The sequence below is a fragment of the Pauljensenia sp. C0170B4 genome, from assembly GCF_056590235.1.
In genome coordinates this window covers 1-14,416 of sequence record NZ_JBWPVS010000010.1, presented here as the reverse complement: position 1 = coordinate 14,416, position 14,416 = coordinate 1, and the positions used below count along the sequence as shown (strand labels likewise).

The window sequence follows — 14,416 nt, the reverse complement described above, 5'->3', positions numbered from 1 at the left end:
ACTCGTCTAGCACATGCAGCGGTCAGACTGCCACAGATTGCGCTCGGCAAGGATTTCGAGTGCTTTGTCGCCCACCGGGTTGCCTCCGGGGCCTGCGACGAGGGAGTGCGCGACAAGCGCGTGCAGACATTTCACGCGAGTTGGCATGCCACCGGCAGATACGCCGTCGATCTCCGGCACTTCACCCAGCGTCCGACGAAAAGCGATATAGGAGTTGTGAGCATCGCGGTAGCGCCTGGCAGCGTCCTCGTCAATCCTGATCCACTCATTGAGGTCTTCCATCACATGCTCTGCTTCCAGCGTGGAGCATCCACGCACGATCGGTGGGCACGTAAGGTAGAAAGTCGTCGGGAAAGGCGTACCGTCATCCAGGCGCGGGCGAGTCACGACAACGGTGGGCCGTCCGCACACACATCTGGCGCCGATAGAATCCACTCCACGCGGCAAGCGTCCGAGCTGCTCGCGCACCACTTCCAGGTCCTTTTCGGTGGCCGGCGACAGCTCCGGCAACTGCCTTGCGTCAGTGTCGCTGCCGTGGATGTTCATTTCTCGTCTCCTGATTGACTGAAGTTCAGTGGAGTCTGGTCTTTGGCGTCGTGGGTTGCTTCTTCAGGGTTGTCCGCATCGATGACCGATTGGGCAAGAACCTGAATCCACGGCTTATCCGGGCCTCGTTTGTCGTTTTCCTGCGAGGAGGCATTCTCGTATCCTGGCCCTGGGTCCTTGACCGTGTACTGGGTTTCTCCCGGCTGGACATATCCGAGGCGTGAGCGGGCCTGCGATGCCACGTACGTCGGGTCCTTCCATAAGTCGAGCTGTTCGTGAAGCTCGGCGTTGCGTTCCCTGGCCTGTTCGACACGCACCTGCATATCTTTCAGGTCCTGGCTCTGCCTGAACCATTGGTACGCGGAGGGAATGAGTAGGACAGCAAGCAGCGCAGCCATGATGCTGATTGCGAGGAATCGGACCGAAATTGTCAGTCCGCCGAAAGAGATGTTGCGCGACGAAGCGTCACTGCGTGCTGTCTTTGCGCCCCGTCCGCCACTACGTTCCTTCGTCTTCGTCGCCGCGTCCGGTTGACGGTTCCGGCGAAAACGTGATGCGACAGATGCTGAGCGTGAAGAGTCCGAGCCTCCTGTTTTCAGGCGGGGTCCCGCCAGGCCGATGCGGCGCAGGCGATCCGAATGGAAGCGGCCCTTCGGCGAATCCTGACTCGCTTCGGCGCCCGACTCACGCGATTCATCTGCCCTGTCGTTTACTGCGCCGAGCGAGGGCCGAGTAGATATCTGGCTGTCGCTATGTGAATCCGTTTGATCTCCATGGGATCGCCGGATTGGGCGAGAGCGACGCTGCTGGCTGGCTGGCGTCGACGAGGGGCGTGACGCACCAAAAGTGCGTCGACGAGGCGCGTGAGGGCGCCTCGGATCATGATGCGACGAATCAGCCATGTTCTCATCGTGCCTTAAAATGCTTCGAGCCGGGCGATCCGCTTGCGGCATGTCACAGTCGTTCTGGTCATACTCCCGTGAAACAGCTGTGCGCCGAGTGGTCGCGTGCAAGCGACCACTCGGCGCACATTAAAAAACTAAGCCGTCAGGGCTTCAGTGTTCTCAGGCCTTGAAGCGTGGGAACGACGATGCACCTGCGTACACGGCTGCTTCAGCAAGCTCTTCTTCAATGCGCAGCAGCTGGTTGTACTTGGCGACACGCTCTGAACGTGCCGGAGCACCGGTCTTGATCTGACCGGAGTTGGTGGCAACAGCAAGATCCGCGATCGTCGTATCCTCGGTCTCGCCGGAGCGGTGCGAGGTCATCGTGCGGTATCCGTTGCGGTGTGCTTCCTCAACGGCATCCAGCGTCTCGGTCAGGGAGCCGATCTGGTTGACCTTGACCAGCAGTGCGTTAGCCACGTTCATCTCGATGCCCTTGCGCAGGCGATCGGGGTTGGTGACGAACAGGTCGTCGCCCACCAGCTGAACACGGTCACCGATCTGAGCGGTCAGTGACTTCCATGCGTCCCATTCGTCTTCTGACAACGGGTCTTCGATGGAGACCAGCGGGTAGTCAGAGATGAGCTTCTCGTAGTAGGACACCATGTAGTCAGTGGAGCGGCCTTCACCCTCGAACTGGTACATGCCATCAGCGAAGAACTCGGTGGAGGCAACATCCAGTGCCAGTGCCACGTCTGCGCCCGGCTTGTAACCGGCCTTTTCGATGGCTTCCACGATCAGGTCGAGTGCTGCCGAGTTGGACTCAAGGTTGGGGGCGAAGCCGCCCTCGTCACCCAGGCCGGTGGACAGGCCACGGCTCTTGATGACGCCCTTGAGGGTGTGGTAGACCTCTGCACCCCAGCGCAGTGCTTCACGGAAGGTCGGAGCGCCGATTGGGGCAATCATGAATTCCTGAATATCCACGTTGGTGTCTGCGTGAGAGCCGCCGTTGAGGATGTTCATCATCGGGACAGGCAGAACGTGTGCGTTCGGGCCGCCCAGGTAACGGTACAGGGGCAGTCCGGCGGACTCTGCGGCAGCCTTGGCCACTGCGAGCGACACACCCAGGATGGCGTTTGCGCCCAGCTTGCCCTTGTTGTCGGTTCCGTCGAGGTCCAGCATGGCCTCGTCGATGACGCGCTGGTCGGTTGCGTCCTCATCGATCAGTTCAGCGCCGATCACCTCGGTCACTGCATCGACAGCGTCCTGTACGCCCTTGCCCATGTAACGATCCTTGTCGCCATCGCGACGTTCGACCGCCTCGAAGGCACCGGTTGATGCACCGGAGGGAACGGATGCGCGGGAAACGGTGCCGTCCTCCAACAGAACCTCGACCTCTACGGTCGGGTTGCCTCGAGAGTCGAGGATTTCGCGTGCCCCGATTGTCTCAATCCTTGCCACGTCATTCTCCTTCGTGATTGTGTGCGTGGAGCTGTCGCGTCTCACAGTAGTACGCAACGGTTGTAAAACACACCCCTGATGCTCGAAAAACGTGCTCGTGACCTTCACGTGTACGTGTTGACCTGCACTTGAGCGACATTGGTCCCTCATTCGGCGTGAGCCGCGCAGCGTGCATCGAGGTATGTCTCACGTTTTAAATTTTAGTGGGTATGGCCGCTTTGGCTGTCTGTGTCAGTCGATGCATCCCCGTCGCTCTTCGGCGCCTTGACATCTGCGGGTGTCACAATGTCGGCAAGCGTGCTGGCCTGCTTTGTGTTCGCCTGGGCGGTGTAGTACCGCGGGTTAATGTCGATTTTTTCCTTCGTGTAGTACTGTTCCAGTTCCTGCTGGATCGTCTGGAGATCATTGCCGTCGACCTGCAGCTGCTGCAGGACCATCTCTCCTCTGAAGACGTCGAGGACGCTGGCGGGTACATTTTCCGGGGCTTCAAGACCACGAGATGCAGCTACTTGCTTCATGAGGTCAAGAACCTGGTCGTCAGTAAACGTCACGTCTTTGTCGTGTCCCATGCGATTCTGGAAATAGCTGGACGTCAGGAGCCTGAGCGCATCCACGCGACTGACTCGCTGTGCCACAACATCGGGAAGTGCAGTGGCAACTTCCGTGACGGTTTCTTCGCTGATGTTGTGGTCTCCGATTCGCGCCGCCGCGCCTGGGTGAGCTGAACATCCCGTAATGACGAGCGCCAGCCCGGCAAGAGTTGCAACGAAGCCAGCTATTCCCCGTTTTTGTGCCACCGAGATCCTCCTTAGGTCTTGTGCGTGTCTATTCTACGTCACGTTGACCGATGTGCCGCACCAGGGGGTGAGAAGTCCCGCTCCCCTCGCTCATGAACGAGGACGACTCACCCAGGTACTTGCGCCGAGTGGTCGCATGCACGCGACCACTCGGCGTTTCAAGGTGTCGGGCTTCTATGTTCGTGGGGAGTGATCACCGGTCTTTAACGCCGGGGGCGCCGCCTTCTGATGAGGCGGCGAAAGGCACGATGATCGTGTCAACGACATTCAGCGTCCACTCGATGAGGGCGCTGTCTGCCAAGGGGTGCCCACCGATGTGGGCGGTCATTGGGATGGGAACCAGGATCTGACGCACCGCAGTCTTAATGACTGCGCCAGGGTGCAGCCGCTTCAGGCGCATCATCTGTGAATCAGCAAGTTCGACGGGTGCGAACTTGATGTACCGTCCCTGAGTGGCGACCTCTTCGACTCCGACCTGGCGCAGGCGCTCACGCAGTCGCGCAATGTCGAACAGCAAATTCACCTGAGGAGGAATTGGGCCGTATCGGTCGGCCAGCTCATCGCGCACATCGTTTTCCTGTTCAGGCGTGCTCACGCCTGCAATCCTGGCGTATACCTCGAGCCGCAGGCGCTCGCTCGTCACATATTCGGCAGGAATATGCGCATCCACGGCCAGATCCACTCGCACGTCCACCTGTTCGGCGGGGCGCTCCCCTTTAAATGTTGCCACTGCGTCAGCCACCATACGCACGTACAGATCGAACCCCACGCCCTCGATATGACCTGATTGCGCGCCACCCAGCAGGTTGCCGGCACCGCGGATTTCGAGGTCTTTTTGCGCAACGTGCAGCCCGGCGCCCAGATCCGTGAACTGGGCGATTGTCCGCAACCGTTCATGGGCCGTTTCGGTAAGAGTGCGGTCAGCTGGGTAAAAGAAGTAAGCGTAAGCGCGTTCGCGCCCTCGTCCCACTCGGCCACGCAGCTGGTGCAGCTGTGACAGACCGAACGCGTCAGCCCTGTCCACAATCAGGGTGTTTGCATTGGAAATATCCAGGCCGGTTTCCACGATTGTCGTGCACACCAGCACGTCGAAGTCGTGGTTCCAGAAATCAACGATAACGCGTTCAAGTTCGTGTTCGGACAGTTTACCGTGAGCGACACGGATGCGCGCTTCGGGTACCAGTTCGCTGAGGTGAGCAGCCACCGTGTTGATGGATTCGACACGGTTATGGACGTAGAACACCTGCCCGTCACGCAGCAGCTCGCGCCGGACTGCAGCGATAACCTGCGCATCCGTGTATGCGCCCACAAATGTCAGAACCGGCTGACGCTCTTCTGGCGGTGTCTGCAGGATCGACATTTCACGGATACCGGAAATCGCCATTTCCAGTGTTCGAGGGATAGGTGTTGCCGACATGGACAGCACGTCCACATCAGTGCGCAGCGCTTTGAGTGTCTCCTTATGCTCGACACCGAAACGCTGCTCCTCGTCAATGACGACTAGACCCAGATCCTTGAAGCGGACCGTGCCCGTCAGCAGGGCGTGTGTGCCGATCACCAGGTCAATACCACCGGACGCAAGTGCCTCCTTGACCTCTTCAGCTTCTTTCGGCGTGGAAAAACGTGACAGTGTCCCAATTGTGACGGGGAAACCGGCATAGCGAGCGCTGAAGGTGTCATAGTGCTGCTGGACCAGCAAGGTGGTGGGAACCAGCACAGCAACCTGCTTGCCGTCCTGGATGGCTTTGAACGCCGCGCGCACAGCGATCTCGGTTTTGCCGTATCCCACGTCTCCTGTCAGGAGCCGGTCCATCGGCATGGGCTTTTCCATATCAGCTTTGACTTCATCGATTGTCACGAGCTGATCAGGGGTTTCCACATATGGGAACGCATCTTCAAGTTCGCGCTGCCAGGGGGTGTCAGCGCTGAACGCGTGCCCTTTTGTTGCCTGGCGCGCAGCGTACAGGCGGATCAGTTCAGCGGCGATTTCCTTGACGGCTTTACGAGCTTTGGCTTTGGTCTTCGCCCAGTCAGCCCCACCCATCCGGGTCAGTGTCGGCTGATCCGATCCCGTGTATTTGGAGACCTGATCCAGCGAGTTCGTCGGCACGAACAGACGGTCCCCAGGTTGTCCCCTGCGCGAGGGAGCGTACTCAATGACAAGGTAGTCGCGCGTGACGGCGGACGCTCCCCTGCCCACAGTGCGTGAGACCAGTTCGAGGAAGCGTCCGATCCCGTGCTGTTCGTGAACAACCAGGTCGCCGGCGTGCAGTGTCAGCGGATCGACGCCCTTCCTGCGCCGCGACGGCATCTTCCTCATATCGCGAGTGGTCGCTCCCACGCGACCAGTCAGGTCCTGTTCAGTAAGGACTGCCAGGTGCTGATCGGCCATTACAAACCCGGCGCCGGCTTGCGCGGTCGTCACGTGCACGACACTTTCTTCAGGCGCGCGCGTCAACTCCTCTACCACTCGCGCCGGCACGTGCGCATCGTTCAGTATCGAGGCGATTCGTCGCCCGGGCCCAGGGCCTTGAGTGGTCACCACCATGTTCCACCCGGCGTGTGACAGCTCAGCCAAATCGGCGCACGCTCGATCAAAGTCACCGCGATATGGGCGTACTTCTCGAGCACCGACTGCCATCAGTGTCGGTGAGACCACCACGGCGTGCGCCTCGTGGGCCTGCAAAGCACCCGGCTCGTCGTCCGTATCCACACCTCGGTCATCCTCGACAGCGATCAGCGCATCGGCCAGTTCTGCCGGCGCCAGTGAGGAGACCTCCCACCGCGCAAGTCCGGAAGCCTGCCACACTTCGTCCAGGTCACGGAACGAAGCGTCGCGCGCTTCCAGTGGGACAGTGCCACCATCGGCCGCTGCGGTCCATGCTGCCTGAAGGAATTCCTCGGTGGTTGACACAAGGTCGGCTGCGCGGGCACGCACCCGCTCCGGCTCATCCATGATGAGCACGCTGCCCTCGGGAGCGATGTCAAGGACGGTGTCCATGCGCTCCACCAAAGCAGGGGCCAGAGACTCCAGGCCTGCGCTGTAGATCCCTTCACTGGCCAGTTCCAGAATCTGCGCCGCGCCCGGCAGGGTGTCAGCAGCATGGCGTGCCTTTTCACGGACCTCGTCGGTTAGCAAGAGTTCTCGACACGCCACCGCCCACAGGCCGTCGGTAGCTGCGCCGAGGGTGCGCTGGTCAGCCATGGAGAACCAGCGAATCTCGTCAACCTCATCGCCCCACAGTTCGACGCGTAAAGGGTGTGCTTCCTGAGGTGGGAAAACGTCGAGGATGTCGCCTCGGACGCTGACCTGTCCGCGTGCCTCCACCATATCCACGCGTTCGTATCCCAGTTGTGTCAGACGGTCAACCATGCTGGGCAGATCCACCATGTCCCCTACTTTGACGCGCACCGGCTCCAGGTCGGCCAGCCCGTGGATGACAGGTTGGAGGAATGCGCGGACAGGCATGACAACAATGGACAGTGGCGCGGTCGCCGGGTCGGTTGGATCCGGGTGTGTCAGCCGGCGCAAGATGGCGATACGTTGAGCCATCGTGTCCACCTGGGGTGACAGTCGCTCATGCGGCAGGGTTTCCCACGAGGGGAACATGCCCACATTCGGCACCCATGCAGACAATGCGTCAGTCAGCCTTTCGGCTTCTCGCCCCGATGCCGTGATGATGATCAGAGGTCCAACGGTGGACGGGTCCGCCTCGTCAATGAGCCTTTCGCGCGATGCGAGGGCGTACATGCCGGGTCGAATGCCTTGCGGGGCGACGATGGTGCCGCTCAGGGACCGTGACAGTGAAGTGGCGAATTGTTGAACTGCCTGGTCGGCTCCGATCAGGTCCATCAAGCCGTTCAATTTCATGACATCTTCCTCATGTTTCACTGGGATGGGTACATGTGGCGAGGGCGCTCAGTGGGCGGGCGGAATCACTGCGATGGCGCAAACACAAAGGATTTTACTGCGGCGAGCTATGCGAATGCAGGCGTTGTTGGGCCTCCGGGAAACCGTTCAGTGCCACGTCTTCAATCACGTCAGCGGCCTTTTCCACTGTCACGTCCCACTCAGTGCGGGCGCGCGCTGAAAGCTGTGCCAAAACGTAGTCTGCAGGGTCCTGCCTGCCCGGAGGCCTGCCGATTCCGACACGCAACCGGTGGTAAGCCCGCGTCCCCAGACACTGACTGAGCGATTTCAGGCCATTGTGGCCGCCTTCTCCCCCATCAAATTTCAGGCGCAGGTCGTGTTCGGGCAGGTCGAGGTCATCGTGAATGACGAGGATACGGTCGGGCGCTATGTGTGCGAAGCGAGCCAACGCATTGATCGAGCGACCCGACGTATTCATGTATGAATCGGATGTGGCCACGAGAACTTGCGGTCCTGGCGCGCCCCCTGGTCTGATGCCCAGGCGGATACTCGCCATGTGCGTCCCGCTCTTGTGTGCGGTCAGGGTCGCACTGCATCGTTCCGCCAGAGCATCGATCACCATGTGACCGACATTGTGACGGGTGCGCGAATACTGGGCGCCGGGATTTCCCAGCCCCACAATCAGCCATGGGGTTTCATCACTCATAGATCTGATTGTGCCATTGTGGGAGTTTTCAGCTGCCACGGCTGGTCGAATGTCACATCTGTCGACGATTCGCCACCACAAGGGCCGCCGCGGTGTTTCAGCCACTGATCGAGGTATTGACGACCCCTGTGACGCGCCACGTTACTCAGCGACTTTTCCTGCAGGTTCTTCAGGCGTAGCGATCAGGAACTGCGGCGCTTCGAAGCCGTGCTCAGCAAAGGCATCAGCGACAGCCCGGGCCACGTCTCGCGCAGCAGACTCATCGACGAGGGCGATCGCCGAGCCGCCGAAACCGCCACCTGTCATGCGTGCGCCATGTGCTCCACTGGCTCGCGCCGCATCGACGGCCACATCCAGTTCCGGACAGGTCACCTCATAGTCATCACGCAGCGAGTCATGGGACGCGTCCAAGAGCGCGGCGCAGCGATCCAGCCGCTCACCGACGAGCGAGCCGGAAGCCAGCTCGTCAATGAACGTGCGTGTGCGATCAATCTCCGTCAGAACGTGACGCACGCGAGCGCGCATCACCTCGTCAGGCAGCTGATCCAATGCCGCTTGTTCATCGTCGATGTCGGCCAGCAGATCGACACCGAGGATGCCTGCGGCCTCTTCGCAGGCCTGTCGGCGCTGGGCGTATTCGCCGGTTACATGCGAATGCTCGGCGCGCGTGTCGATCACCAGGAGTGCCAGGTGGTCGTGAGCCAGGTCAAATGGGATCGACCGCACGGACATATCGCGGCAGTCAAGCTCCAGTGCGTGTCCCTTCGTGCAGCGCATCGATGCAGACTGATCCAGCCCACCTGTATTGGCGCCCGCAATGTCGTTTTCAGCGCGCCGTGCGGCATCCACCAGGAGTGCGCGGCCCGCATCATCATCGTCACCACCGAGCAGGTTGAGGTCTTCCATGTCGTTGATCGCCACGGCCATCGCGCATTCCAAAGCGGCAGAAGACGACAGTCCTGCACCCAGAGGCACACAGGAATGCAGCGCCGCATCGAAGCCGCGCAGCGGCCCAAAGCCGGCCTGCTCCAGGGCCCATGCCACGCCCACAAGGTACGCAGCCCAGCCGGATACTTCGCCGTCAGTCCCGCGCCGGTCAACGGTGTCGAGGTCGAACTCGTCGATATGGTCGCGCGTCTGCGGAGACACGAGGCGTACGTGGCGGTCAGATCGCGGTGTGGCAGCGATAAATGCACGGTGTGGCAGCGCGATCGGCAGACAGATGCCACCGTTGTAATCCACGTGCTCACCGATGATGTTGACACGGCCAGGTGCGTGCCACACGCCATCCGCATCTGCGTTGAATGTTTCGCGGAACAGGGTGCGCGCGGCGAGGGCCCCCTCGTCAAATGTCAAGGGGTCGTTGAACGTGAGGTCCTCTGTCTTGGCTGAGCCGCCCTCGTGCATGGAGCCAGCCTGCTCGGGTGTGTGTGGGGTGGTCATATCACCACACCTCCTTGAAACGGTCAGCGATCTTTTCGGGAGACGTGTCGGAAATCCACGCACCCATACCTGATTCCGAACCAGCCAGGTACTTCAGTTTGCCCGGCGCGCGCAGGAATGAGAAGAACTCCAGGTGCAGGCGCAGTTCGTCGCCTTCAGGTCCGATTGGTGCCTGATGCCAGGCCGCGATGTACGGCAGCTCGATGGCCGAACCGTCCGGGTTGACGAAGAAGCGATTACCTGCCTGTAGCAAATGCAGGTAGAGGTCAGCCAGTTCTTCACGTTCTTCCTCGGTCAGATGCGCAATGTCGCGTACGTGGCGACGTGGGACGAGGTGAGCTTCGACGGGCCAGCGCGCGGCTCCGGGTGTGAACAGCACCCAGTGTTCGCTTTGATCGAGGATACGGCGCGCACTGCGCAGCTCGGTGTCCACGATATCGTCGAACAGGTTGCGACCAGTCGCTTCGCGGTGGGCCTGAGCCTGAGTCAGCATTTGGCGGGTGCGGGGCGTCAGATAAGGGTAGGCGTAGATCTGGCCGTGTGGGTGCGAGAGTGTGACGCCAATTTCCTTGCCGTGGTTTTCAAAGCAGAAAACCTGTTTGATGCCGGGCATTGCTGACAGTTCGCGGGTACGGTCCGCCCACGCTTCGATCACGGTGCGCATGCGCTCATGGGAGACGGTGGCCAGTGAGTCTTCAAGGTTCGGGGTGAAGCAAATGACTTCGCATCGTCCCGCGGCTGGTGCCCTGCGGTACAGGTCATCACCGTCGAGACCGTTCACGGGGATCACACCGTCAGCTGCGGCGATTTCCTGCGCCTGTTCTGGGGTTGCCATGAGGGAGGGGAAGCGGTTTTCGAAGACGACGACGTCGTAGTCTGTGTCGGGTATCTCCCCGTCGGAGTATTCGGCGCCCGGTCGTGCCGGCGCCAGTGGGTTCGCGTCTGCTGGCGGAAGGAATGTACGGTTCATGCGGTGGGACGCCATCGGGATCCAGTCCCCGGTCAGCGGGTCTTTGCGCATCTGAGGTCCGGTCACGGGATGAACGGTCCCGTCCTCCCCTTCAATCGGTGCGAAACGATCCGGCAAGGGCCGCGGGTCATCGAGGCGACGAGTGCGCTGTCCTGATACATATTCGGGGGAATCGTCGAAATAAAAGAGGTCTCGCCCATCGGCAAGTTTGGTGGCAGTTTTGCGCACCTGAGCACTCATCGCTGTGTGTCCTTCCACGTTGTCAACGAAGTTCTTGAGAGACGTTCATTTCTCGGTGCCCCGTCCGTGTCCCCACAGGCAGGCCACGTCATAAGTTTACGTTGCCATAGAGGTTTGTCACCACCACGGGGACGGCTCGTGACCTAGGTCATGGCATCTACCTGCGTTGCGACCTTCACCTCACAGCCGCACCGCCTTCACCTCACAGCCGCACCATCCCATGTACTCTTAAAAGGTCAGTCGCGCAGCGGCACCCCGGCCGCTTCGCCACGCAGCTACCTCATTGCAGAAATGGCGGTGATCCATGTTCCTGCCTCCGCGCCTTGACGGCCAGGAATGGATGGGAGCAGTCATCGCCATTCCGGAGCCTTGGGTCAGCGAACTGACAGAGTTGCGCCTCGGGCTGGGTGACGTCAACGGCTCTCGTGTCCCCGCCCACATCACCGTCATGCCACCGATTGCCGTGCCGGTGGAAGATCGCACCCGAATCATTCGCCACCTCCGCTCCGTCGCGCAACGCCGCCAGCCGTTCCGCATCACCATTAAAGGTACTGACACGTTCCGCCCTCTGTCCCAGGTGGCGTTCCTGACTGTGACGCAAGGCGTGGATGAGTGCCGCAGCCTTGCAGACGATGTGCGCACCGGCCCACTTGACTACACCCTTCGATTCCCCTACCACCCTCACGTCACACTGGCTCAGGATGTTGATGACCCAGCCATTGACCTGGCTCTCGACGTCGCCGCAGATTTCGAGGCCTCTTGGATGGTTCCAGGATTTCGCCTGGACCGCGTGGACCCCACTGGCATGTATTCCTCGCTCGCCCTTTTCGATTTCGAAACGAAGTAGGAACGCGGATGCGGCAGCCTCCCTCGTCAATTTTCGTGATCGACGAGGGGAGACGGCCGTCCCCTGTTGAGCAAATTCTGCCTATGCATAGCGAGCGCGCGCCGCGTCAACACCGTAGATTATGAATATGACGGCAAGCACGAACGATACTCAACACGATTTGTCGGCTACCAACGTGGGATCCACCGTTGCGCCGCCGAGCCCGCGCTCAGTACCCGGAACGTTCACGGGCACCGTGCGCGAATCGGATCTGACCTATCGTGATGAGCCATCTCCGAATGCTCCCGGTTATCATTCAGCCGAGCTGGCCGGCACATATTCCGACGAAACCAAGCGCGCCTCGCATCTGCGCGGCCCGGGATTGCGCGAGACCCTCGCTACTCCGGGTCTGGTCGACAAGATCAAGGCACTGATTCAGTGGTGGAACCGGACGCGCCTGGCGCGAGCATTGGCGCGATACAGTAAGCGTTCCGGTGGCTTGTTGTCAGGCGGTATGGCGCTGACAACGCTCCTGTCGCTGTCCGCAGCACTGGTCGTTGGCTGGACCATCTTCATGGCGGTGCTGGGCAATAACGCGGAGCTCAAAGAGGCTGTCATCAACGGTGTCAACAACGCGATGCCGGGCGTCATCGATGACGGCACGAACGGCGGGCTGGTCAACCCCGACAGTCTGCAGGTCTCCACCGCAATGTCAATCACGTCGATCGTTGCCTTCGTCGGCTTGGTGTGGTCCGCTCTGTCGGTTGTGGGGTCGCTGGGCATGGCGATTCGTTCGATGTTTGGGCTGGTGAGTGCCCCGGTTCCCATCTACAAGTCGATGCCGCGTAACCTGGTCGGCGCTCTCTGCCTGGGCGTGGGAGTGCTGGTGAGCGCCGTTTCCTCCGTAGCTCTGCGAGTGTTTGGCGATTGGATTTTCTCGACTCTGGGAATCGACGCCGGTTTCGGTAAAATTGCATTGAACATTGCGAGCCTGCTGGTCGGTTTTGCGGTTGATTTCGGCGTGTTCATTGTTCTGATTCGAATCGTGGCGCTCGTTCATCCACCTCGACGCGACCTCATGTGGGGTGCCGCATTGGCTGCCCTCGCCGCCGGGGTGCTGCGCTTCTTGGGAACGTCCGCTGTTGGCGCCGTGTCGGGCGCAGTGTTGACCACTGCGACGACGCTGGTCACGCTCATTTTGTGGATTAACCTGCAGATGCGTGTCATTTTGCAGATCAGTGCGTGGGTTGCGAATCCGCCTGCAATCCCGCCGACCGATAAGTCCTCTCTGATTCACTTCAATGAGACGCCGAACTATGTCACGCTGGGTGTCCCTCGTACTTTGGAGTGGCCACACCACGCTGTGACCGGAGAGGTCGAACCGACCCCCGATCCCCCCAAGCTTTCCGATGCTCCGCTGGCCATTGACGCCTCATACCACCCCTCATTCAGCGAGGGCGAATTGGCGGCTCTAGCCAGCATGTCGCCGGAAGAAATTTCTGAACACCGTAAGGAGAAGCAGGCTCGTATGAACTTCCATCAGGCAATGAAACGTGGAGAGAATCTGGCTGACGAACGTGAAGCTCGCGGTGAAAAAACTCCGTGGAACGTCGAGGACGCCAAGCGCGAAAAAGAGGAGAAGCGTCGTCAGGCCGATGCGCGCGAACAAGTTGACGCACTGAAAGATGACGCCACTAAGCGACACGAAGATGAGAACCGACGTGATGCTTTGGCTCTGGGCGAACGGCTGCTCCAGGAGCGCGAGGCTGCCGGCACTGCTCCTGACAATGCTGAGAGCACGTCAAGCAAGGATTCCGCTCAGAACACCGACATGTCAGGTACGTCCGAGGTTATCGACCGCGCCGACAAGTAGCAGTAGTTTCAAGCCCCGCGCGGGGATGTCCCTGCTGCACGTTGAGCTTGGAGCCTGAGCCGGTCGTTCAAGCCCCGCGCGTAGGGAATGCCCGCTCTCCTCGTGCCTTGTGTCGTCGTGGCTGAAGACTGGCTCGTGTCACCGTGCGTGGAGGGTAGGTGTCCTCCCCCTCTTGTGTCGTCTTTCGCGAAGGCATGAGTGCCTCGCTCTTTGTCTCGAGTGCGAGATGAGAGATACGCCTTTCCTCTTTTCGTCCCCGAGGTTCGATTTGGCGTGGTGGTGGGTTCGTTGTGAGGCTGTGGGTGGTGCGTGTGGTTGGGTGGGTGGGCTTGTGACCTGTGGGAATGCTTGGCCAGTGAGGTCAGTGCGGGTCTTTTGGGCTGTGGGTGTGTGTCGAGTTCGAACTTGGGGGAACATGCCCGGGGTCTCATGTGATCGTCGCTCCCGTGATTGCCGAGGGGAGACAAGGCCCGCGGCTTGCGGGGTGAGTGAACCTTGTGTCTCATTGCGGGGCCTGAGGGGTCTTCCGCGCGGGGTGCAAGCGTGGGTGGTTCTTTCCCACATTGTGGGAATTCTTGTTCCCGCATGCTTGTCCTCTCCTCTTTCCCCGCCTGTCGATCTGAAGGGCAGGTCACCGGCAATCGCACCCACGGGCGAGGCATTTGCACTGGTCACGAGTTACCTCACGGGAGGTAGAGCCGTGATGAATCCAGTGAGAGGCTTCCAGATCGACAGGTGGGTGCAGGAAGAGTTTGATCCACAATTATGAATTGGGTCTGTACGGGCAGCAGTACTGTTC

Annotated in this window: 10 protein-coding genes; 2 read left to right on the top strand and 8 right to left on the bottom strand. The window is 60.4% G+C overall.

The genetic code is table 11. From position 1 onward, the window contains the following. Positions 1 to 6: 6 nt before the first annotated feature. The 8 genes from AC1EJ1_RS10070 to galT all read right to left on the bottom strand — a co-directional run bounded on the left by AC1EJ1_RS10070 (position 7) and on the right by galT (position 10,918). Complete coding sequence (locus tag AC1EJ1_RS10070; protein ID WP_480295802.1) at positions 7 to 546, bottom strand: DUF501 domain-containing protein; 540 nt, start codon at positions 544 to 546, stop codon at positions 7 to 9. Continuing rightward, positions 543 to 1,448 (bottom strand): FtsB family cell division protein, encoded by a 906-nt coding sequence (locus AC1EJ1_RS10065; protein ID WP_480295801.1) that lies wholly within the window; start codon positions 1,446 to 1,448, stop codon positions 543 to 545. The genes AC1EJ1_RS10070 and AC1EJ1_RS10065 overlap by 4 nt, the downstream gene beginning before the upstream one ends. 162 nt (positions 1,449 to 1,610) lie before the next feature. Continuing rightward, positions 1,611 to 2,891 carry a phosphopyruvate hydratase gene (eno, locus tag AC1EJ1_RS10060; protein ID WP_058237087.1) on the bottom strand — a complete coding sequence of 427 codons (1,281 nt, stop codon included), beginning with the start codon at positions 2,889 to 2,891 and terminating at the stop codon, positions 1,611 to 1,613. A 200-nt stretch (positions 2,892 to 3,091) separates the two neighbouring features. Further along, positions 3,092 to 3,688, bottom strand: coding sequence for a hypothetical protein (locus AC1EJ1_RS10055; RefSeq protein WP_058237088.1), 597 nt, complete (start codon positions 3,686 to 3,688; stop codon positions 3,092 to 3,094). Positions 3,689 to 3,881: 193 nt separating this feature from the next. Next, the gene (mfd, locus tag AC1EJ1_RS10050; RefSeq protein ID WP_480295799.1) at positions 3,882 to 7,559 is read right to left on the bottom strand and encodes a transcription-repair coupling factor; all 3,678 of its coding nucleotides are present in this window, start codon (positions 7,557 to 7,559) and stop codon (positions 3,882 to 3,884) included. Between the two features lie 94 nt (positions 7,560 to 7,653). Then, the gene (pth, locus tag AC1EJ1_RS10045) at positions 7,654 to 8,265 is read right to left on the bottom strand and encodes an aminoacyl-tRNA hydrolase (protein ID WP_480295797.1); all 612 of its coding nucleotides are present in this window, start codon (positions 8,263 to 8,265) and stop codon (positions 7,654 to 7,656) included. A gap of 141 nt (positions 8,266 to 8,406) precedes the next feature. Continuing rightward, the gene (gene galK, locus AC1EJ1_RS10040) at positions 8,407 to 9,672 is read right to left on the bottom strand and encodes a galactokinase (RefSeq protein WP_480295815.1); all 1,266 of its coding nucleotides are present in this window, start codon (positions 9,670 to 9,672) and stop codon (positions 8,407 to 8,409) included. A 37-nt stretch (positions 9,673 to 9,709) separates the two neighbouring features. Further along, the gene (gene galT / locus AC1EJ1_RS10035; RefSeq protein WP_480295795.1) at positions 9,710 to 10,918 is read right to left on the bottom strand and encodes a galactose-1-phosphate uridylyltransferase; all 1,209 of its coding nucleotides are present in this window, start codon (positions 10,916 to 10,918) and stop codon (positions 9,710 to 9,712) included. A 304-nt stretch (positions 10,919 to 11,222) separates the two neighbouring features. Here galT and AC1EJ1_RS10030 point away from each other — a divergent pair, with 304 nt between their 5' ends. Beyond that, complete coding sequence (locus tag AC1EJ1_RS10030) at positions 11,223 to 11,765, top strand: 2'-5' RNA ligase family protein (RefSeq protein ID WP_058237091.1); 543 nt, start codon at positions 11,223 to 11,225, stop codon at positions 11,763 to 11,765. 127 nt (positions 11,766 to 11,892) lie between these two features. Continuing rightward, on the top strand, positions 11,893 to 13,617 hold the full coding sequence (locus AC1EJ1_RS10025) for a YihY/virulence factor BrkB family protein (protein ID WP_480295794.1): 1,725 nt from the start codon (positions 11,893 to 11,895) through the stop codon (positions 13,615 to 13,617). Positions 13,618 to 14,416 lie beyond the last annotated feature (799 nt).